Origin of the sequence: Pseudidiomarina sp. (genome assembly GCF_048268165.1) — a bacterium.
Taxonomy (GTDB): domain Bacteria; phylum Pseudomonadota; class Gammaproteobacteria; order Enterobacterales; family Alteromonadaceae; genus Pseudidiomarina.
Map to the genome: position 1 here is coordinate 201855 of NZ_JBLWWA010000002.1, position 22072 is coordinate 223926.

The window sequence follows — 22072 nt, forward strand, 5'->3', positions numbered from 1 at the left end:
AACTTTTACTCATCAGTATAGGGTAAACTTCCTTTGTAATTTGCCGCTAAAACACGTAGATTACGCGCCTATTTTTTGTTCGGGTGTACAACGTGATTTCTGCTGCAAATATCACCATGCAATTTGGTGCAAAACCTCTTTTTGAAAATATCTCTGTTAAGTTTGGCGAAGGCAATCGATACGGTTTGATTGGCGCAAATGGCTGCGGTAAATCCACTTTTATGCGTATTCTTAGTGGTGAACTCGAGCCGTCGGCTGGTAACGTTTCGGTTGAGCCGAATATGCGCGTCGGTAAATTGCGCCAAGACCAGTTCGCTTATGAGCAATACAGTGTCATTGATACGGTCATCATGGGCCACGAAGAACTGTGGAAGGTCAAAGCTGAGCGTGACCGTATTTATGGCATGGCCGAAATGAGTGAAGACGACGGCATGCGTGTTGCAGATCTTGAGGTCGCGTTTGCAGAAATGGACGGTTACACCTCAGAATCGCGTGCGGGCGAACTATTGCTTGGCGTTGGTATACCGTTGGAGGCGCACTTTGGGCTAATGAGTGATATTGCACCAGGGCTTAAGCTTCGGGTATTGCTGGCGCAAGTGCTGTTTTCTGAGCCGGACATCATGCTGCTTGACGAACCAACCAACAACTTGGATATCAATACCATTCGTTGGCTCGAAAATGTGCTGAATGAGCGTCAAGCTACCATGATCATTATTTCGCATGACCGTCACTTTTTAAATAGCGTGTGTACGCATATGGCGGATATCGACTATGGCGAATTGCGCGTGTACCCAGGCAATTATGATCAGTACATGTTTGCAGCCACTCAAGCACGCGAACAGTTATTGAATGAAAATACTAAAAAGAAAGAGAAAATTGCCGAGCTGCAACAGTTTGTGAGCCGCTTCTCTGCGAATGCCTCAAAAGCAAAACAAGCCACTTCGCGCGCTAAGCAAATTGAAAAAATTCAGCTCGCTGAGGTCAAGGCCTCGAGCCGCGTCAGCCCATTCATTCGATTTGAGCAAGAGAAAAAGCTCTACCGTCTGGCGCTAGAAATAGAAGGGTTGAATAAGTCTTTTGATGATTTGAAGGTGCTAAAAAACCTGAGCACAATGATTGAAGTTGGCGAGAAAGTCGCAATTTTGGGCGCCAACGGTATTGGCAAAACCACCTTGCTGAAATGCTTAGTCGGCCAACACACGCCGGAAAGTGGCCTTATAAAATGGTCTGAAAACGTCAGTATTGGTTACTATGCGCAGGATCATGCAGACTGGTTCAAAGACAAAATCAGCGTGTTTGACTGGATGAGCCAATGGAAACAACCGCACCATGACGAGCAAGCTATACGCGGCGTGCTTGGGCGTATGTTGTTTTCCCAAGACGACATTAAAAAGCCTGTTACGATTCTTTCGGGGGGCGAAAAGGGCCGAATGATATTTGGTAAGTTGATTATGCAACGGCCGAATATTTTAATTATGGATGAACCAACCAACCACTTGGATATGGAATCCATCGAAGCGCTCAACTTGGCGCTTGAGCATTACGAAGGCACCTTGTTGTTTGTTAGCCACGACCGCGAATTTGTGTCGTCGCTGGCGTCGCGCATTATTGAGCTTACTGACCAGGGCATGCGCGATTTTTCAGGTACTTATGACGATTACCTGCGGCAACAACTCTAACAAGCCTCTACCGCAAGCCCCGCACTTAAACGCGGGTCAACCAGCCGTAAGGGTCAGGCACCTTACCCCATTGCAGCGCGTTTAACGCGCTGCGAAGCTTATCAATTGTGGGCGTTTTCACGCCACCACTGCCCACAGCATACTCTTTGCCGTTGTGGATTAAGGTGCCAACAGGCGTCATCACCGCAGCCGTGCCTGACAGCGACGCTTCGGTGTGTGGCTTGCTGGCGCGCTCCAGCAACTCATCCACACTCAGCTTTCGCTCACTGACTTGCATGCCCATATCGCGCGCGAGCGTTAACAATGAGTCGCGCGTAATACCGTGTAAAAAGCTGGTGTCGAGGTCTTTGGTAATAATTTCATTGCCATCGATTAAGAGGAAGTTCGCAGCCCCAGTTTCTTGCACATCACCATTTGGACAAAACAAAACCTGATCGGCATTTACCGCCTGCTTCGCTTTAAGAATGGGTTGCAAGGCGCTGGCATAATTGCCACCACTTTTAACCATGCCCATATGCGGCGCGCAGCGCATGCCGTCTTGTTCCAATAGCAAACGCAGTGGTTTTGCACCGCCACTAAAGTAGTCACCGACAGGCGAAAGCAGCACATAAAGCATGGATGTCGCGCTTGGCGCTGCCGCTTTTCCTATCGTTGGCTCAGTGCCGATATGGGTGGGGCGAATGTACATTGACCCCGGAGGCGCAGGCACTTCAGAGGCAAAGCGTTTGACGATGCCAATAATCATTTCTTCAATTAACTCGGGGGAAAACTTAGGCAACGTAAGTAACTGGGTACTTTGAGCTAAGCGCCTGATATTCGCATCCATTCGAAAAATATTAATCGACCCGTCTTCATGCCGAAACGCTTTTAGCCCCTCGAAACAGGTGCTGGCATAATGCAGTACATGGGCACCCGGGTGCAGGCTGATTTTATCCGCCGCAACGTAATGCGCTGCGCTCCAGCGTTCACCATTGAAGGTGCTCAGCGCCATTTCAGGCATAAATACACTACCAAAAGCAGCCATAACTTCACTCAGTTGTTTGTTCTGTTGGTTGTATATCGAGTTTACTGGGCGCGGCGCCGAACCGCAAAATTAATGTCAGCATTGCCAGGTCATTTGTTTTAAGCTGTATCCCATATTTCAGAATTAACTCAACTTTCAGAAAGGAAATAAGATGAACAAAAGCTATCTTATCAGCAGTGCACTGTTTATAGCATTGGGGTTTTCTGGCCAAGCGTTCGCCAGCAATGACTCGGAGCACAAGTTAACGCTAAGCGAAGCAGATAAGTTAGTGGCGCTACCCCTACATTGTGTTGAAACGCCTTACCCTTATAAAACCGGCATTGTGCTTGGCAGTGCTGAAGATTTGCAAGAACCTTCGCAGCATCATCCGATATTTTACGGTTGCTTTGACTGGCACAGCGCAGCACATGGTTACTGGTCGTTGGTAACCTTGTTGCGACAATTTCCAGATATGGTACACGCCGAACAGACGCGGGAAGTCCTAAAACGCAATATCACGCAAGAAAACGGGTTGCGCGAAGCAGCATTCTTTAGCAAGGACATTAATAAAACGTTCGAGCGTACGTATGGCTGGGCATGGCTGTTAAAGCTTTCGGACGAGTTGAACGCATGGGAAGACCCGCTTGGACAAGAATTGGCTGCTAATTTACAGCCATTAACGGACGTGATTATTGATCGCTATCTCAAGTTTTTGCCGCAACTACTCTATCCAGTCCGCGTGGGTGAGCACACCAATACTGCTTTTGGTTTAAGCTTCGCCTATGACTACGCAGTCAATCATGAGCTGAGCGAATTGCAGACACTGATTGAGCAACGCGCAAAAAGCTACTTTATTGCGGATAAAAACTGCCCAATTAGCTGGGAGCCGAGTGGTTATGATTTTATTTCACCGTGTCTTGAAGAAATAGGCTTGATGCAACGGGTGTTGCCTAAGCAAGAGTTTTTGACATGGTTAAACGCATTTATGCCGCAATTAGCGAACAAAGACTACAGCTTAGAAGTGGGTAAAGTCAGCGACCGCACGGACGGTAAGCTAGTGCATTTAGACGGTTTAAATTTCAGCCGTGCCTGGAACCTTTATGCCTTGGCAAACGAATTCCCGCAATACGCACATTTAAGCGCTGTCGCTGACGCGCATATGGCGTATTCGTACCCGAACTTGATAGGTGACAACTACGAAGGTGGGCATTGGTTAGGAAGCTTCGCAATTCAGGCCTTGAATAAAGCGCAGGACTAGCCTGCGCAGACCAGGGAACGCCAACTTTTGGGGTTACTTCAACGGTTGGCGTTTCAATTGTAAATTATGAAAATCGAAGCTGAAATCGGTAAAAGGTGCAATGGCTTCCATCTTTGCGCCAGTCACTTCATTTTTGCGCGTTACCGCAAAATCAATAAATGCATCCGCTTCAAGTAATGGCTCGTCCCAACGTACAACGAAGGTATCGCCATTGTAATGTTCCAGCGTACCTTTAAGCATCGGAGTGTGGGTAAAGTTGATGCGTAACGCGTTATTCGCCATGCCAATGTCCACGTCGCCGTACCATGCGTCATGATAACTCCCAACATACCGCGCAAGCGGCAATGCGTTGCGCACCAAACTAGGTTTAGCCAATGAAAACTCAGCTTTTTCCTGCATAAATTCTTTGTACTTTGCTTGTTCTTCGCCTATCCAGTCACGATCTGGCAGCTCTAAAAGGTTTTCAATTGCTTCTTGGGTAATCGCTGTTAGTGCGCCAAACGCTTGTTGGTTGCTCATAACAGTAATGGCAAAATTATGCTCTGGAATAATCGTGGTGAGCGAGAGCATACCCAATATACCGCCACTGTGATAAACGTGTTTCACACCGTGCTCATTTTTGACAAACCAGCCAAGGCCATAACCGCGATAGTGGGTGCCATTTTCGGCCGCGCTTGCGCTTACCGGAAGCGGGGTTACCACTTGCCACATAGCGCGCTGTGCGGCTTCACTGAATACGCGCTCTGCGGACGCTGTTTTACCTTCGGCCACTTGCGCCATCAGCCATTTTGAAAAGTCGTTTGCGTTACTGGCCATAGCACCTGCTGCTGCAAAGTCTTCCAAATAATCTAGGGGAAAACGGTGTAACGTGTCGTTCATTTCAATGGTGCCAATGGCCACATTAGTGGTCGTTGAGGGTATGTTGGAAAAACCTATCACCGTGCTATCCATGCCCAGGGGGGTAAGTAGGGTTTTGCGAACATAGTCGTGATATGGCATGCCGCTAACACGGCTAATGACTTCACCGGCGGTGACAAACATTAGGTTGTTGTAGGCAAATCGCTCACGCAGGCCTGACGCAATCGGCACGTGGGCAAGCCCGGCTAAAATTTCAGCGTTAGACTTATCTGTATTCGGCCAAATCATTAAATCGCCAGCGCCTAGACCAAGACCTGAGCGATGGCTTAGCAAATCGCGAATGGTGAGCTCGGCGGTAAGAGTAGGGTCGGACAAGCGAAATTCAGGAATGTGCTGTATTACTTTGTCGTCCCAAGCCAACTTGTTTTGTTCCACCAACGTGGCAATAGCTGCAGCGGTAAACGCTTTGGTGTGTGAGGCTACCCCGAACAAGGTGTCAGCATTGACCGGTTCGCCGTTGCCTATATCACGCAAACCGAATCCTTCGGCTAACACCACGTTATTATCTTTTACCGCAACCACGGCCAGCCCCGGAATATTAAATGCCTCAAGTGCCTCGTTGGCGGTGGCACGAATTTTATCGGCCGACTGCCCGAAGGCTGGGCCTGTTGCGAAAACTAAAGTGCCGCAGGCTAAAGCGGCGAGTGAGCGAAGCGATAATTTCATGATTGTGTCCTAATTTTTGTTTTAGCCTCTCGCTATAGCGAAACAATCTAACATAGACGGATTCGTTCGTTCATAAATTATAGCGAGTGTCATATATTGAGCGCCACTACGCGAATAGGAGACGCTTATGAACGCTGCTACATTACCGATTATTTCGATGGCATCGCTCGATTCCGACGATGGCTTGAATAAATTGCGCCACGCTGCCAGCGAAGTCGGCTTTTTCTATCTTGTTGATCACGGCATAACGCGTGACGCTCAACAAGAATACCTTGCGTTGAGTCGTGCGTTCTTTCAGCTCTCGGCGGAAGAAAAACAAACGGTTGATATGATTCAGTCGCCCCATTTTCGTGGCTATAACGCCATGGGCAACGAAATGACCGCAGGCCGCCTTGATGCCCGTGAGCAATTTGATTGGATGAATGAAGAACAGGCCCTGCCTGAGCAACAGTTGCAGTACCCTTGGCAAAAGCTCATTGGGCCGAACTTATGGCCTGCCGCCATGCCCGCGCTCAAACCTGAATTAACGACACTGCAACGTAAGTTAAGCGGGATAACAGTCAATTTATTGCAGAAACTCTGCGAATCGTTAGGGGTAGATCGCAATGCACTCGACCATACGATTGGTGGACAACCCTATACACACGCCAAGCTGATTCGTTATCCCGCGCAGGAGACACAGCAGCAAGGTGTGGGCGCGCATAAAGACCCCGGATACCTCACGCTGGTTATGCAAGACTCACAAAGTGGACTTAAAGTTGAACGTGGTAATGAATGGATTGACGTCGCACCTATTCCTGGTGCGCTGGTTGTCAATATTGGTGAGCTTTTGGAGCTCGCTTCCAATGGGTTATTGAAAGCGACAAATCATAAAGTTGAGAGCCCCATACACGGCGTTGAACGGTATTCGATTGCTTTTTTCATGGCCGCGCAACTCTCAGCTACAGTGCCGGTTCTGGCTTTGCCACCTGAACTGAAAGCAAAAGCTTCAGGGCCAACAACCGATCCAAATAATCCATTACTGACAGACGTTGGCAATAATGTTTTGAAAGGACGCTTGCGTTCACATACGCATGTAACCCGCAAGCATTACTGCGATGAATCAGTGCGGCACCTGCTGGCAAAAAGCTTCGCTTACGCGGCAACAACCGAAATTTGTGGCGATTGCCGCGCTTAGCTTGCGCGCTCAGATGACTTTCACAAGCGCCGAATTCGGCGCGCATCACGAATAACTTCGTAGGAAGAAATAACCGCAACCGCAATTAAAATTGTATTAATGCCATACTGGGCAACGTTTATTCCCCAATCACCCAGGGTTGGCGAAGCCTCGATTTGCAGCACTTCAGTTTGCATCAGAATAAGTGAAACTGCTAAAAATGCCGCATTCACACCTATATTCAGCCATAACATGCTGGCGCTCCACAACCGCACACGAAGTTGCCACAGGCTGTGCACAACCGCCACAACAATCACCGGCGTGAACCACCGTAAAATTTCTAGCGCCTCTGCTGAGAATAGCGAGTTACTATCGCTTCGCCACAGTGGATACCATATGAGTAAAATCAAAAAAAGCAGGGTCGCTAAGTCAGTGAAAATGTTGTCTAAGCCGATATGTTGCCAGCTTTTGCTGGCAGTCGGCAGTTTCTCTGGACTCCAGCGGCACGTGCGAGGTTTATTTTCGTTGGCTTGAGTGCGAGACATGACAGCAAACGAAATAGTGATCGCACTAAACGCGAAAAAGGCACTATTGATAAAGTCGCTCGCAATAGCTAGAACAAAGCGAATTATGCCCGTGCTATTACCGCCTAACCAGTTGCTGGTTACTTCTATCACGGAGATAACAAAGAGTACGCCAAGCACCATATATAAGGTACTTGCATAGAGTCGCATTAAAGAAGTCGCAATGAGCGGCTTGGGTGGGTAATAGGTTATAGCAACGTCTCGAGGGTGCCCCATGGAAATGAGCAAACTGGACACATCAGCATCATTGAACTGACCCTGTTGCGCTTCGAGAGCCTCGATTTGGTCAAGAATATTGGCCTTTAACTCACGGCCGATATCGTCGCGTTTGTCTTCAGGAAGCTCGCGCTGCACTGCTGCTATATAACGTTCTACCATATCCATTAGTTTTGTTCCTTATCGTTGTTACCGGTTAGCAAGGGGGTAACAGCACCGTTTAATGTCTGCCATTCTTGAATGAGTTGTTCAAGTAATTCAGCACCCAGTTCGGACAATTGATAGTAACGGCGTTCGCGGCCTTCACCTTGTTGCCACTCACTATCAAGTAAGCCTTGGTCAGCCAGTCTGCGAATAAGCGGGTACAGCGTGCCTTCGTCAATATCGACACCTGCTTCGTGCAATTGTTTGCGCAAGGAATAGCCGTAGTGCGGTGTTTTTAACGATGCGAGCACCGCCAAAACTAACACACCACGCCTCAGTTCAAGCTTAAGTTTATCCAGTTGTGCTGTTGTCATATGGAATCCTAATAAGTACTGTGCAACACATACTGTATGAAGCATAGTAACGATACTAGGTGACGCATAGTAAAAATGCAACTATTTATTTTTTGGCTTCGCTTGCTGTTGCGCAACCTACTCTTTTGCAAATTGACAAAACATGGTCTAGCGTCATTAATGAGTATTCTTAAATGGGAGCACGTACACATGAATCACGAAATGTATGGTGGTATGGGGCTTTTATGGTTGCTGGTGGTTGGTCTTATTGTAGTTATCCCTGTTTGGCGAATTTGCCAACGTATTGGCTATGCGGGCCCTTTAGCGCTTTTAATTTTGGTGCCTTTCGCAAATATTGTCCTGCTGTATTTCATCGCGTTTGGTCCTTGGAAACAAAATGACGGTAATAAAGAAAATGGTTAAGCGAGTTTGTTGATATTACGCAGGAGTGTCTAAGTTCCATGATGGTAGCGTTACAGCGCGCCGAGAATTTTTGTCATCGTGGCGTAATAAAAATTAACTAACCTTAGGACAATTCACATGCAAGTTGAAACGATTAGAGATGTATTGAATTGGACCGTTTCTTTCCATAAGAATTTAAAGGATTGCTTAAAGCATTGCGCTCATTTGAACAAAGATGAACGTGCGAGAATGATCCTGAATTACTTGGCCGATCATGAAGGAAGCCTTGCCCGCATTGTTCAGGGGTTTGTAAATACTGCGGATAAAAAAGCTCTGAATACTTGGTGTTATGACTATATGGACAAACATCCAATTATTAAGCACGGTCACTGTGAATCCCCATATCAAGAGCTGGATATGCCACATATTATGGAAAGAACGGTCGCGAATCATAAGCACGTGATTGAACTCTTTGAACACCTCTATTCTCGGGTTGATACCGACAGCGCGAAAGAGTTGCTTGAAACCATTAAAGGTGTTGAAGAAAACGAAATAAAGAGAATGGTACAAACAGCGAATCGATTTTCTGATATGTAGAGTGACGAATTAATCGTTTTATTAGAGCGGCCACACGATCAGAAGCAGCGGCATGGAAACGGCAACCACGAGCACTTGAATGGGTAGCCCCAGCTTCCAGTAGTCGCCGAATCGGAATCCGCCAGGCCCTAATATCAGCGTATTGTTTTGATGCCCAATTGGCGTTAGAAACGCACACGAAGCACCAATGGCAACGGCCATCAGAAATGAATCTGGGTTGACGTTGAGTACGGATGAAATACTGATTGCTATGGGGCACATTACCGCTGCGGTGGCGGCATTGTTCATTAAGTCAGACAAAAACATCGTTACCAACAAAATAGCAAGCAAACCAATGATAGCGTTGCCTTGCGCAACGCTATCGACGAGGAATGTGGCGATGAGCGCCGCAGTTCCGGTTGACTCCATTGCCCCTGCAACGGGTATCAATGCGCCCAAGAGAACGATAACAGGCCAATCGACCGCTTCATAAACTTTGCGTAGCGACACCGTTCCCAATGCCATCGAGGCGAGTACACCAAGAGCAAACGACACCGCGGCTGGTAGCCAACCAAGCGCAGCCACAGCGATGGCACCGAACATAATTGAGCTGGCTTGCCAAATCTTGGCTTTGCTTGGAATACGAAGCTCGCGTTGTGCCAGCGGTACGCAGCCGTTGTCCGCGGCAAACTCCGCGATAGCCTCAGGTGGGCCTTGCATTAGCAGTAAATCACCAGATTGGAAGTTGATGGCTCGGAGCCGCTTCATTGAGCGTTTACCCTCGCGTGAAAATGCGAGTAAATTAATGCCATATCGCGTGCGCAGTAGGATGTCTTTCGCAGAGTGCCCTACGAGTCGAGAGCTCGGTTGAACGACTAACTCTAGCAGAACAATTTCGCTTTGTTTGCTCTCGTCGTTGTCGTCGTCTTCGTCGGTTTTCGTTTGATCGTTCGAGTCAGCCTCTTCTTCGTCATCTTCTACCGACTCCTCCAGCTTAAGCCCCAGTATGGATAATACATCCTTGAGCGAATCGGCTTCTGCTTCCAGCATCAATATGTCGCCAGCATGAACACGACGCCCGGGGTTTGCGGCAATGATTTTTACGTCGTGTTGCACAATCCCGATTATCTGTGCATCGACATCTTTCAATTCAGCCTCAATTTCATACAACGATAAGCCGTCAGACTTGCTCCCTTTTTCAACTCGAACCTCGGTGATGTACGCACCGGACTCAAAGCCTTCGACGCCCGCTTGTTTGCGTGCGGGCACCAATCGCCAGCCAATCACTGCCGTAAAAATAACGCCCGCTGCAGCAACGGCAACTCCAATAGGCGTGAAGTCGAACATACCGAAATTGCCTAAGCCCGCTTCGGCTCGAAAGCCTGACACAATGATGTTAGGTGGTGTTCCCACCAACGTTGTCATACCACCTAAAATGGTACCGAAAGCGAGGGGCATCAATACTTGGCCCGGGGTGAGCTCAAGCCGTTTCGACACATGTACGGCAACTGGCATTAACAACGCCATAGCGCCAACATTATTCATAAAGCCCGAGAGCAGGGCGCCTAGACCAATCAGGGCACTAATGCTTAGGGTTTTACCCGCATTGGCGGGCAAAGCGACTCGTGTTAGAGCATCAACCGCACCAGAGTTTTGTAATCCTTGACTCAATATGAGTACACAGGCCACGGTTATGACAGCTGGGTGACCAAAACCGTTGAATGCAGCCGAACCATCAACAAGCCCCGCAATAACGCAGGCTAAAAGTGCCGCCAACGCAACCATGTCGTGCCGCCAGCGACCTACCAAAAACATCACCACGGTTGCCACAAGAATTGCGAGAATAAGCCACTGATCTAGAGTCATAAGTCGGTAACCGCCTTGATTTCAAGTTGCCACCACACTGAGAGGAAGCCTTGCGTTTTAATAACAGCTTAATATCATTTAGCCGGCACGTCCGCAGGTTTCGAGGTTTTTTTCTTCGCCGGTTTTTTTGCGCCTAAGGCAATTAATACATGTTCGCGTTCGCGCGCTAGGAAAACGGCAAGGTCTTCAAGCATTTTCTCATCGGTGATTGTTTCGCTACGCTCGAGCAGGGGAAGCAGCCCATCGACCATGTCCAACATCTTGTCGTGGGCATCGGCCTCAGCTTTCGTGGTAAATGTCATCTTTTCCTCTCCGTCTCGCACAACAACGTATTGAGTTACTACCGCCATAGTTCATCCTTATGGATAGTTAAAAAACACTGTATATTTATACAGTTACGAGTGAGTGGTTGCAACCTTTTATTTGTAAAGGGTACAAGTTGGTCGTACTAGGCTATTCCGATATAGTCGCGTCTATTTGGACGACACTCGGAACAGAGTCTGGCCGAACAATAATAAAAATTATGTTAGTAAGCGATCCCTAAGTTTTGCATATTGCACGGTTATGAGTTTTAAGGTAAACCTATAAAATAATCGGATAAAAAGCGACACAGGACTTATTTTTGAACTTACGCAAGCGCACTGTCGCTGGAATTCTGTCATTATTTGGGATCGGAATCCTTATTGTTATATACCTTACGAGTTCCGTTGTTACGCTCCTTGACGATAGATTCAGGCGCGATAGAACAGACGAGTTGAATAGTGAATTTTTACTTGCTAAGTCTAACTTAGAGTCAAATTTGTTCCGTGATGTATTTTTGGTCGATAGCCTTGCTACAGTTTTTAACATTGACCCTAAGAGTGCGGCAGAAAACTTCGTCGAAATCGCTAGCAGATTACTACAAAAATCAAAGCATGTTCGCAGCATAGGCATGGGACCAAACGATGTGCTGGTTGATGTTATTCCTCTTGAAGGCAACGAGAAGGCCATAGGCCTCGACTTCCGAACAGTTCCCGAACAATACACTACTATAATTGCCGCCCGGGACAGGGGGGATATATATCTTGCTGGGCCCGTCAATCTTGTGCAAGGTGGACGAGGGCTTATCGCACGAATCCCGGTCTTTAACGATTATCCGATCAATTTAGACTACTGGGGCACGGTTAGCGTTGTTATTGATTATGAGCAACTGATTAATGACGCCGGATTGTTCAGAATTGAGAACACCAAAATTGCAATACGTGGCATCAATGGTACTGGGGAGTCCGGTCAAATTTTTGAAGGAGACGAAGCGTTATTTAATGTGGCCGATTACAGCGGAAAGCTTTTAATCCCGAATGGCGAGTGGTGGGTTGCGGCTGAATTTTTTCCGATACTGGAGAAGAATCAAACCCTATTTCTTGCATTGGTACGTTGGGGGAGTCTACTTGTCTATGTACTGTTATTTGGCCTAATCATGCTGCTGTGGGCATATTATCTCGTTGAACGACAACGAGCAAATGCTGATGCGTTGACCCATCTTGTCAACCGTAGGTTTACTTTAGACTATCTAAACCGAAGATTTGCAAATAAAAATCCAAAAGACGACTTTGTTGTGCTTGCAATCGATCTCAATCATTTTAAAGAGATCAATGATAATCTAGGGCATTATGCTGGCGATGAGGTCCTTCGGTGTGTGGCGCAACGTTTGCAAGCGGCTGTTCGCGGCACTGATTTAGTAGCTCGCATGGGAGGTGACGAATTCCTAGTAGTTTTAAACCGCATCAGAGACTCCAAAATAGCCGATACACTCGTAGCTAAAATTCGTCAAACTGTAGAGGGTAGCGAACTTGTGGTCGATGACCTTCCTATCCATCTATCGATCAGTATAGGTGTAGCCGGCAGCACCGAAGAGGTAAACTCAGTAGACAGCCTGTTAAAGCTTGCTGATACGCGAATGTATGAAGACAAAGCCGCTATAAAAGAACATCACCGAACCAACAAGTTTTACTAGCTTCCAATTAGAATCAGATAGACAGTATTACAAAGTCTGCATACTCGTTCGCGCATAGCGATTATGGCGCACTCCGACAGAAGTCGAACCTGTGATCTCTGTCTTACGCGTTGACGTATCCGAATCGGCGACGTCAGCAACAACGAGTTGTTGCTATCAGCCCACTTGTCCCCCCCCATTTTAAGCAGCGGTCATTCGTAGAATTAATGAACCGCTTGCGAAAGTGATACACCTTCGAGTACGACAATGAGTAGGGAAACACTGGGCGTCGACCACACCATGAAAATTGATGTTCAGACCATATGTCCACATTGAATTCAACAATAATTTAATGCGGATATACAGCATATTCGATATTAAATATATCAAATGATATTTGCCTAAATTTAACAATGTTAATATAACTTATTTCCTGAATTTCTTTTGGAGCTCTGAATGAATGGAGATGCTGCTATATAAGTGCGGTTTTATCGGCGTTCTAGTTCATGTCTGATGTAAATATAACACTACTTAAAAAGGTAACACCATGAAGTCAGCTATGAAAAAACTATCAATTGTCGCCATTGCCGCATTAAGCATGCATGCCGCCCAAGCGAATACAAATGTTTATACCAGTGACTCGTCAGTTACAGCTTGGGATCCTATTTTCCCGTCGGCAGCCATTGTTGATTGGCCAACTCAAGCCTGTTCAGTGAACCCTGCTGTTAATCTTTCAGATAATTGGCAAAATCCACACGCAAGTTTTTCGTTTGGCACCAATGCTCATCCTTGGCAGTCAGGTTCTGGTTTAAATGCATCTTGGATTAACGCGTGGAGTGATTTGAATTCTCGCGGTCCTTCAGGTCATAGCTGGACCCGTTATACTACGGAGGTAACAGGAAACGGTCAGTTCTTGTTGAATTTGTTGGCGGATAACTGCTCTTGGATTTATGTTGATGGAACCTTAGTTGGCTTCCAAGCTGCAACATCGACTCCCTCAAAGTATCCAGTCAATCTTGATGGTACACATACACTCGATTTTCTGATTTTTGATGGTGGCGGTTTAGCGGGTGGTATGTTCCAACTCGAAACCAATACCACGGTAGTCTTTGCTGACAATGACGACGATGGTTTAACGGATGCTGAAGAAGTACTTACCGAGACCGATCCGTTAAATCCTGATAGCGATGGCGATGGTTTTAATGATGGTGAGGAAGTTGCAGCAGGTACCAACCCAAATGACGGGAATGATTTCCCAGTCGTTGACGCTGATGGCGACGGCATCTTTGATATCGATGACAGCTGCCCAGCAACAGTTGATGGCGCAACAGTTGATCAATTTGGTTGTTCTGGAACGCAGAATGTAGCCAATCTTTGCGCATGTGATTCTGACTGGAAAAATCACGGCCAATACGTTAGCTGTGTGGCTCACGCTAAAAATGATCAAGTGAATATTGGGCTACTGACACAGGATGAAGGCACGGCGCTTCAAAAAGCGGCAGCTAAAAGTTCTTGTGGCAAAAAAGCTAAAAACTAATTCAATTTTGTAGTGAGTTTAAAATTTTTCATCCGCAACACGTTAACGTGTTGCGGATTTTTTTATGCGCTTTGCCACCGATCAACTAAATTAATAGCGAAATGACCTTTGTTATACGTGTTGGGTGGCACCTATGAAACTTCCATTTAAAAATCGTCGAGACGCTGGAGAGATGCTAGCTAGCGAATTAGCATCGATGATCAATGCCACCAATGTACTTGTCATGGCACTGCCGCGCGGTGGTGTTCCAGTAGCAGAGCCAATTGCGCAACGCTTCGGCACACCGCTATCTGTTCTGCTCGTTCGAAAACTGGGTGTTCCTGGTCAACCCGAACTGGCGCTGGGCGCAATTTCTGAAAATAATGTTCGTGTTCTTAACAATGAGATAGTGGAAGCCTTGGCGCTCGATGCCCTTGAAATTGCGCGTATTGAGCAACGTGAGCGCAAGGAACTCGAGCGCCGTAAACAATGCTATCGTTCGGGGAGTCCATTGCCCAGGCTTAGCGGAAAAACTGTCATTTTAGTTGATGATGGGTTGGCGACAGGAGCAACCATGAAGGCAGCTATTGAAGTGCTCAAACGATCGAAAGTTGGCACTATCGTCGTAGCAGTGCCCATTGCAGCTCGCGAAACGGCAATTGAAATAAAACGGAATATTGATAGGTTCGTATGTCTGGCGCAACCGCATCCATTCGTGGCTATCGGTTATTGGTATGAAGATTTTTCGCAAGTAAGTGACGACGAGGTGCAAGATATTATCCAGCGCCATTCATTTAAATTTGGACATGCGACATAAGTGATATAGCACGAAGCTGGCAAAAAAACATTCGTGAGCGAACTAGCTGAGCACCTGTAAGCCAAGCTGAATGCTTCGCTATAACTTAAATCGTGCGTAAAGAGGATTATGGTCAGAAACTTTACTTGTATCGATCGCCGAGGTTCCTTGCAGCGACAGGTCGCGATAGAAGATGAAGTCGAGAGGGTGCTGCCGGTAGGTTTTAATATGATGAGGGTCGACCATAATAGCTTGTCGTAGACCCACGCTGCGACAAAATTGCAGCAACCGCAAGCGGCGTTGACGGCTCCAAACGTTAAAATCGCCGGCCACAATCAGCGGTCCTCTGTGTCCTAATATCTCTTCTTTGATGAACTCTATTTCTTGAGAAAATTGGTTCGCACGAACAAAATTCATCGCATGAACATTGACGACTAATAATGAGCCGCCTTCGGCTAACGCATGATACGAGAGCATGTAACTTTTGTGTGTTGCGAACATTCCTTCGCGCTTTCTGCTCAGTCGAGTATGAGCTTCTGTAAAAGCATACTGGCTTGCGGTGAGTACGCCATAAACAGAGCGACGTGTCTGCATATTAGGAGCAATAGCATAAGACCATTGCGGGAGTAGCCAGTCATTTTTCGTTGTCAGCTTTGCCTCTTGGAACAACAAAAATAGACAGGGGTAGCTTGCTAAAACGCCAGCCAAAACACGTTGAAAATCTGGCGTTTCGGTAAGTTTCTGAGTATTCCAACACAACACACCAAATTCTTCGCCATGATGAATAGGTTGCTCGTGTATGAATTGCTGAGGAATCACGATTTTTGGTTTGAGCACAGCTCACCTTTCTAATAATCTGCTGACTATTTATTCTGCAAATTTTTGGTATTTCAGTTACTCCATCATATGGTATTCGAGGCTTCCGTTGAATAGTGTTATTCCTCCTGTAGGCTTCTTTTCAAATTTAATTGTGCGGCAAGTAGCTCCGAGGTTGACAACAAAACTATTCACTTCACCCGCAACGGTATAGATTGCTCCCGATAGCACACCGCACCCATAACCACACTTCCAGTGATAAAGCCGCAGACAAAGCATGCAACTCCAATAGCAGTCAGTAGCAAACCTCTGCGTAAATCACGTTGAGATTGTTCGCTGTTTACGCCAAGTTGCCGCAGTAGCAATGGTGACAACTGACCGCCGTTTTGCAGATGTTGCTGCAGCGTCTCGTCCAACTTAAACTTTTCGCGGCTACTCAAATAGAGACGCGTTAGTATCACCAATGCAATACAAATAATGCCAGTAATTGGTGTCCAAAGTTATGACATATAAACTCCTTAAATCGCCGGTTAAAATAGCTATGTTCTATAAGGCGCTCTTAATTTAGTCTTTGGATGCATGATATTGACGCTTGACTTTCGGATGGATTCCCTTTATTTAATTTGAATGAATCCATTTTTTTCAACGAGTTATAAAAACGGGGAGTCCTTTATGTCTGCAACTTTTACAATTCCATGCCCAAAATGTGGTTCAGTTTCGACTTTCAAGACAGGAGTGTCAAAAAGTGGAACCGGCGTTGGTACTTGCCGCAATTGTCATAAGTCAGTTCGTATTCAAGTTGACGGCAAAGGTAACGTCGTACGAACCTCTTGAGCCAAAGATGATTTCGAATTGAAATCATGACGTTTAGTCTATTCAAGGGATCCATACGCGTCGTTAGTTACCGTAATAACTTAGTATTGACATACGACTTCTTTATGTCGTTGTATTCATAAATGTACATTGATGTCAGCGCGGCTATGTATTGGTTTTATTCCACCATAGGAGGACATACTAAAAGTTTAGCTTAGCGCTAATGCCCAAGACCTAACGATTAACACCTTTTTCTGAGGTATTGTCTGCACAGCCATGGGCATAATATTCTGGGGAGGGAACGCAAAAGGTGTTCGCTAAGATGCCGTGCTTATGGATTCGGTCATTGACGATTTTACCTCAAACTTAACGGCGATTTTTGATGTTGCATCAGAGCAGGCTTTCAGAGGATTACAACGCTAATATTTAGTTGGATGAAGATTCAAAGAAAATGTATTTATTGCTCGAGAACAATAATTACTCAGCGGCAGGCTATAAAATGTCGTTACACGAGCAAATATTGATTAAGTAGTAAATTGTTTCATACGGGAAATGAATATGAAAAACATAATTTATATCACAGCGTTTATTGGATCTTTCATTGTTTTACAACTTTCAACTGTGATTGCACAAGAGCATGAGCATGACGGTCAAACTCACAAACTTGAATTAGAGTTGAATCAAGGCAAAAGATGGACTATTGATGAGAGTCTGCACATCGGCATGACGAGCCTCAAGCGTGAAATAGAAATAAACTTAGAAGCGATTCATAACAATCAGTTTTCTGCTGTTCAGTATCAAGAATTGGCGGGAAGCTTAAATGACCATTTAAATTTTCTATTCAAAAACTGCAAACTAGAACCAAAAGCCGATGCTCAGCTACATATTCTACTTGCTAGAATAATGAACGGTGTAGAGCAAATAAAGTCTGATGATAATCAAAAGCAAGGTGTTGTTCTTATTATTCAGTCATTACAAGAGTATCCCGTTTATTTTGAAGACTCCAACTGGCAGTCGTTAAAGCATTGAACTTCGGAATGTTTGAACCTGATGGACACTTGGTCGAGGAAGTAAATCGCTAAAGCTATTTGTAACAACCGGTTAATTGGTATTATGGCTTTTTGGTTGGAGTCAAAATCACCTGAATCATAACTAACTTATTTATTGATGTTTGTTAAATACGAACCATTAAATAGTACGTATAACGCAGGACTCAAGATAATAATTAGTATCGTTGCGCTTAATAATTCGAACACAGTGCAGCGGTTAATACGCCTTAGCTCGGTAAGCTAAATGCCGTAACGAGCTAGGAGTGATCCTTATGGTATGGCTGCTTGAGCTTTGGCATTGTCCAACATTTCTTGCAACTGCTCGGAGTCAAAGACCTGACCTCGACTGATTACGGCACGAATATCACGGGTGTGATTTATGTCTTCTAGAGGGTTATTGCCCAACAGAAGTAAGTCGGCTAATTTGCCTGCTTCCACGGCGCCATATTGTTGTTCTTTACCCAACCATCGAGGGCCCGCAAGAACCGCACTTTGCAGCGCGCGCAAAGGACTAAGACCGGCCTCGACATAAATCGCTAGCTCGTCATGTAGCGCTTTGCCGGGATAAATATAAGAGTTAAGAAAACCAGTGTCAGTACCAGCGATGATGCTAACGCCAGCCTCATCCAGCAGAGGAATTAAGTCGCGGGTGGCGGCGAAGCGAGCCTTGCGCTCGCGGATTTCATTTGGGTTTTCCTTCGCTTTTTGGTTTGCACGGTCGACGCGCCAATCGTAGGTCGCTTTAAGACCTGAGCCCAGCAGATCAAGCTCCGGATCATTTTTGTGGTCGTCCTCGTCAATGAAAGCAATAATCTGACTGCCAATTAACGTAGGAAATACTGCAGTGCCATTTTCAGCCAACACGCGATATTTATTCAATGCAATTTGCTCATCGAAATTAGCGCGAATGATAGGTAGAGAGCTCCAATAGCTAAGCTCACCGTTGCTTACCTGGAGGGAAATCTCCGCCTCATTACGAGCTGCTGCTTTAAGGAGGTACGGCATGTGTTCAATGCCATCGAGTCCTGCTTTGGAGACATCAGTCACCGACAGTGAAAATGGAATATGCCCGCTAATTGGTAAACCGCGCTTTTTTACTTCTCGCACGGCTTTCAGATAGAGCTCTGGGGTGAGAGCGCTATCGGTTATCTTAATAAAATCAACAGCCATGGCCTGTAATTGATCTAAAGCTAGATTCATTTCAGTCTCAGTTTCGACTTCAAGATCGCCCGGCCAAATTGAATTTTTGCCTTCAAGCTTGGGCCCTGACGTGAATATTGTGGGTCCAATCAAATCACCGTTATTTATAGCTGCTCGCCAAACTAGCACAGACTCACTCAGATCAGCCGCGGCATCACGGACTGCTGTCACACCGTAAGCAATATATAGGGGTAAAAGATTACGATTTTCCTCAATTAGCTGATCACCACCACCAAAATGCACATGCATATCCCATAGGCCAGGCATGAGATACTGGCCGGTACCATCCACATGGGTTGTGGTCCTAATGTGCTCAGATTTGTCGCCGACCCAAATAATTCTATCGCCACTGATTGCCACCTGCCTCTTAGTATGAATCTCGCCGGTTCGCACATCTATAATATCCACGTCGGTGATTAGTACATCAGCTGACAGTTGCGGTTGGATCTGGGCGCATGCATTCAACAATAAGATTATGCAGAGCGCGGAGAAAACTTTAGTCATTATTATCTGCCTACTTTTACTGAGTAATCAGCTGGCCCATAAGGTTGGCAGCTCGTTGTGATAAAATGGTTACTCGGTTGCTGATGTTTCTAAGTTATTGGATGTTGTAAAAAATGGCGCACCCGACAGGAGTCGAACCTGTGACCTCTGCCTCCGGAGGGCAGCGCTCTATCCAGCTGAGCTACGGGTGCTAATTGGGAAAGTGCTTATGAATAAGCAGGCGGGGATTCTAGGTAAAATCGCGTTCATTGTCTAGTGCAAACGGCCCTAGTGTTGCGATTAAGCAAAGCGGAATTGATTGCGACCACTGGATTTTGCTTCGTAAAGTGCAGAATCGGCATCATTAAGTAGGTCGCTTAAATCGCGCTGGCTGGCGGTGGTGACAATGCCGCCAACGCTAACGGTCAAATCAATGCGTTCACCTTCAAACTCAAAAGCTTTCTGTGCAACGCGTTCAACTAACCTTCGGCTTACTTGTTCGGCTTGCATGCGGTTTACATCGGCCAAGGCAATTGCAAACTCTTCCCCGCCAATTCTTGCAGCAATATCATGCTCGCGCATGTGTTTGCGAATAATAACGGCAACATCACGCAAACAAGCATCACCTGCCGCGTGGCCATAGCGGTCGTTAATTGACTTAAATCTATCCAAATCTAGCATTAACACGCACGAAGGCCGCGCTTGCGCTTGGTTTTTAACTAATAATTCACTCCCCAATTCGAAGAATCCGCGGCGGTTAAACAGTTGCGTGAGTTCGTCAACGTTAACCACTTCAAGTAAACGTCGCTCATTCAAGGAAAACACGAATACTGGAAACAATACGGTGGTGGCAGTGGTAAGCAACAGGTGTGCAATTAATAGCACCGTAATTAGCTGCTCACTGCTGATAACCAGCGACGCCTTGGACTCAACTGCAACGACAACGGCCGTAGTGAGCAGTAACACGCCATGAACGAGAAATAAAACCGACAAGGCTCGGCGGGTAAATTTAGGGGTTGGCTTAATGGTTTGAACGTAGGCACCGGAATAGATGTACAACGCGGCGCAAATTGATGCGGTTAGCACTTGCGCCTGCAATGGAAATTGGTACAGAAAATATAACGACACCGCGCTGATGAGCATGATGCGCGCTGTCCAGCGGCTTGATACCGGGCGCTGCAGCTGATATTGGCGTAGGCCATGCAAAGCTAGCAAGGGCACCAGAATAATGAGCAAGTCAGCAACAAAAACCGTCAACCAAGGCGCATCCAAGGAAACCCGAAGCCCTGCCAAAATATTTGCTATAGCGAAAATGAAGCACGCGATGCCCCAGGTACGAAAGCTTTTCTGTGATTTTAAAGCATTGAAGATAACAAACATGGCTGCGCCCAACAGGAAGTTGAGCAAAATGGTCGTAATGATCACGGTTGGCAGATGAATGTACATATGTTGCTCGATGTTGCCTCTTCTCAGCAATCTAAATCGTTTAGCGCGATAGCCTTGATACCGTTGTCACGCAAACCTAAATAAAGCAGTTCGCGATCGCCATCGGATACAAGCATGAGACTACGCACGCCACCACGCGACGTTTCATGCGAGAAGTCATGCTTTAGCCATGTTTGACCATTGTCGATACTGCATTCAATGATCAGAGGCTGTTCGGCGCTTAACTTATCGTAACCCGCTGTGTATAAAATACCCGCATCCGTGCTAACAATATCCCGGTAAAATCGGTAGTTAACGTCGCCCATGGGGGTGCTCCATGTTTCACCATAGTCGGTGCTCAATACAATGCCACCCTCACCACCGAGAATGACTGTTGAAGTATCTAAGGGGTGAATCAGTCCATCTACATACGTTGAAGGGCGGGGTAATAGGTCATGCCATTCGGTGATATTTTGAGTTGTTTGGTCATACCGACCGAAATAGCCGTTTTCAACAGGACCCTGCCCACCAAACCAAACGCTTTGATTCACGTCATCAATAAGTAACAGGTGTAGACCAGCGGCAAACCCGTCCCAGCTGCCTGTTAGAAGTTGCCAATTTTCGGCGGCTGGGCTTGCCACAGCAAGTGACGCGTCACCCACCGCATATACCTGATCGGTGCGATGGTCATAGGCGAGGTTGAATATTCTAGTGTTAAACTCGCGGCCAAAATTGTGAGTTATCGGCTCCCACGTAGCGCCACTGTCCTGACTCCTAAATAGCAGGTACGGCTCGCTTGCATCACCGCTTGTTGGTTCAGTAGCCATCACATAGTGGCCTTCACTCAGCACAATAATGCCAGTTACCGCGGTGGTGGTGGGCGAGCGTAACTGCCAATCAGCGCTGGTATCTGCGCGCCAATACACACCTGCGGTAGTTCCAGCTATTTGGGCGCTACCGTCTTGTCGGATATATTCGACGGTATAATCACCGCTTAGCACGGTTTCTAGTTTATTTGATACCGGCGGTTCGCCGCCATCGGGTGGGTTACTATCGGACGACCCGCCGCCACACCCACTTAACAACAATACAGCCACCGCAATTCCAATTTGCATGAGTTTGAACATTGTTAAATCTTCCCGTTCGCATTACATAATCACTGCACGTATCAACAAACCCAC

At 46.5% G+C, this 22072-nt stretch carries 20 protein-coding genes and 1 tRNA gene; 9 read left to right on the forward strand and 12 right to left on the reverse strand.

Going from position 1 to position 22072, the window contains the following annotated elements; genetic code table 11:
* Positions 1-92 precede the first annotated feature (92 nt).
* Positions 93-1679 carry an ABC-F family ATPase gene (locus tag ACN0UY_RS07640; RefSeq protein ID WP_128352408.1) on the forward strand — a complete coding sequence of 529 codons (1587 nt, stop codon included), beginning with the start codon at positions 93-95 and terminating at the stop codon, positions 1677-1679.
* A 25-nt stretch (positions 1680-1704) separates the two neighbouring features.
* Here the strand turns inward: ACN0UY_RS07640 and ACN0UY_RS07645 are convergent, their stop codons facing one another.
* Positions 1705-2739 (reverse strand): branched-chain amino acid aminotransferase, encoded by a 1035-nt coding sequence (locus ACN0UY_RS07645; RefSeq protein WP_417666214.1) that lies wholly within the window; start codon positions 2737-2739, stop codon positions 1705-1707.
* Between the two features lie 115 nt (positions 2740-2854).
* On the opposite strand from ACN0UY_RS07645, the gene ACN0UY_RS07650 reads away from it, so the two are divergent.
* Positions 2855-3940, forward strand: coding sequence for a DUF2891 domain-containing protein (locus tag ACN0UY_RS07650; RefSeq protein WP_417666102.1), 1086 nt, complete (start codon positions 2855-2857; stop codon positions 3938-3940).
* Positions 3941-3973: 33 nt separating this feature from the next.
* Here ACN0UY_RS07650 and ACN0UY_RS07655 read toward each other — a convergent pair whose 3' ends face one another.
* Positions 3974-5524: a serine hydrolase gene (locus tag ACN0UY_RS07655; protein ID WP_417666103.1), complete on the reverse strand. Its 1551-nt coding sequence runs from the start codon at positions 5522-5524 to the stop codon at positions 3974-3976.
* A gap of 127 nt (positions 5525-5651) precedes the next feature.
* Here ACN0UY_RS07655 and ACN0UY_RS07660 point away from each other — a divergent pair, with 127 nt between their 5' ends.
* Positions 5652-6701 (forward strand): isopenicillin N synthase family dioxygenase, encoded by a 1050-nt coding sequence (locus ACN0UY_RS07660; RefSeq protein ID WP_417666104.1) that lies wholly within the window; start codon positions 5652-5654, stop codon positions 6699-6701.
* Positions 6702-6721: 20 nt separating this feature from the next.
* Here ACN0UY_RS07660 and ACN0UY_RS07665 read toward each other — a convergent pair whose 3' ends face one another.
* Positions 6722-7648: a hypothetical protein gene (locus tag ACN0UY_RS07665; RefSeq protein WP_417666105.1), complete on the reverse strand. Its 927-nt coding sequence runs from the start codon at positions 7646-7648 to the stop codon at positions 6722-6724.
* Positions 7648-7998 carry a PadR family transcriptional regulator gene (locus ACN0UY_RS07670; RefSeq protein ID WP_417666106.1) on the reverse strand — a complete coding sequence of 117 codons (351 nt, stop codon included), beginning with the start codon at positions 7996-7998 and terminating at the stop codon, positions 7648-7650. The genes ACN0UY_RS07665 and ACN0UY_RS07670 overlap by 1 nt, the downstream gene beginning before the upstream one ends.
* Before the next feature lie 189 nt (positions 7999-8187).
* Between ACN0UY_RS07670 and ACN0UY_RS07675 the strand changes: the two genes are divergently transcribed.
* Positions 8188-8400 carry a hypothetical protein gene (locus tag ACN0UY_RS07675; protein ID WP_417666107.1) on the forward strand — a complete coding sequence of 71 codons (213 nt, stop codon included), beginning with the start codon at positions 8188-8190 and terminating at the stop codon, positions 8398-8400.
* Between the two features lie 117 nt (positions 8401-8517).
* A complete protein-coding gene (locus ACN0UY_RS07680; RefSeq protein WP_417666108.1) occupies positions 8518-8976 on the forward strand; it encodes an ATPase in 459 nt (152 codons plus the stop codon).
* Between the two features lie 21 nt (positions 8977-8997).
* On the opposite strand, the gene ACN0UY_RS07685 is transcribed toward ACN0UY_RS07680, so the two are convergent.
* Positions 8998-10821 carry an SLC13 family permease gene (locus tag ACN0UY_RS07685; protein ID WP_417666109.1) on the reverse strand — a complete coding sequence of 608 codons (1824 nt, stop codon included), beginning with the start codon at positions 10819-10821 and terminating at the stop codon, positions 8998-9000.
* Positions 10822-10895: 74 nt separating this feature from the next.
* Positions 10896-11171, reverse strand: coding sequence for a YebG family protein (locus ACN0UY_RS07690; protein ID WP_339879315.1), 276 nt, complete (start codon positions 11169-11171; stop codon positions 10896-10898).
* A gap of 404 nt (positions 11172-11575) precedes the next feature.
* On the opposite strand from ACN0UY_RS07690, the gene ACN0UY_RS07695 reads away from it, so the two are divergent.
* The 3 genes from ACN0UY_RS07695 to ACN0UY_RS07705 all read left to right on the forward strand — a co-directional run bounded on the left by ACN0UY_RS07695 (position 11576) and on the right by ACN0UY_RS07705 (position 15126).
* Positions 11576-12814: a diguanylate cyclase gene (locus tag ACN0UY_RS07695; RefSeq protein WP_417666110.1), complete on the forward strand. Its 1239-nt coding sequence runs from the start codon at positions 11576-11578 to the stop codon at positions 12812-12814.
* Positions 12815-13352: 538 nt separating this feature from the next.
* Entirely contained in the window at positions 13353-14330 is a 978-nt protein-coding gene (locus ACN0UY_RS07700) for a thrombospondin type 3 repeat-containing protein (RefSeq protein WP_417666111.1), read from the forward strand.
* Between the two features lie 133 nt (positions 14331-14463).
* On the forward strand, positions 14464-15126 hold the full coding sequence (locus tag ACN0UY_RS07705) for a phosphoribosyltransferase (protein ID WP_417666112.1): 663 nt from the start codon (positions 14464-14466) through the stop codon (positions 15124-15126).
* Positions 15127-15204: 78 nt separating this feature from the next.
* Here ACN0UY_RS07705 and ACN0UY_RS07710 read toward each other — a convergent pair whose 3' ends face one another.
* The gene (locus tag ACN0UY_RS07710; protein WP_417666113.1) at positions 15205-15942 is read right to left on the reverse strand and encodes an endonuclease/exonuclease/phosphatase family protein; all 738 of its coding nucleotides are present in this window, start codon (positions 15940-15942) and stop codon (positions 15205-15207) included.
* 170 nt (positions 15943-16112) lie between these two features.
* Positions 16113-16361 (reverse strand): hypothetical protein, encoded by a 249-nt coding sequence (locus ACN0UY_RS07715; RefSeq protein WP_417666114.1) that lies wholly within the window; start codon positions 16359-16361, stop codon positions 16113-16115.
* Between the two features lie 931 nt (positions 16362-17292).
* Here ACN0UY_RS07715 and ACN0UY_RS07720 point away from each other — a divergent pair.
* Positions 17293-17763, forward strand: a complete 471-nt coding sequence (locus ACN0UY_RS07720; RefSeq protein WP_417666115.1) for a hypothetical protein — start codon at positions 17293-17295, stop codon at positions 17761-17763.
* Between the two features lie 290 nt (positions 17764-18053).
* On the opposite strand, the gene ACN0UY_RS07725 is transcribed toward ACN0UY_RS07720, so the two are convergent.
* The 4 genes from ACN0UY_RS07725 to ACN0UY_RS07740 form a co-directional block, all read right to left on the reverse strand.
* The gene (locus tag ACN0UY_RS07725) at positions 18054-19487 is read right to left on the reverse strand and encodes an amidohydrolase family protein (protein WP_417666116.1); all 1434 of its coding nucleotides are present in this window, start codon (positions 19485-19487) and stop codon (positions 18054-18056) included.
* A gap of 114 nt (positions 19488-19601) precedes the next feature.
* Positions 19602-19678, reverse strand: a tRNA-Arg gene (locus ACN0UY_RS07730).
* 88 nt (positions 19679-19766) lie between these two features.
* A complete protein-coding gene (locus tag ACN0UY_RS07735) occupies positions 19767-20912 on the reverse strand; it encodes a diguanylate cyclase (RefSeq protein WP_417666117.1) in 1146 nt (381 codons plus the stop codon).
* Positions 20913-20935: 23 nt separating this feature from the next.
* A complete protein-coding gene (locus ACN0UY_RS07740; protein WP_417666118.1) occupies positions 20936-22018 on the reverse strand; it encodes a hypothetical protein in 1083 nt (360 codons plus the stop codon).
* Positions 22019-22072 lie beyond the last annotated feature (54 nt).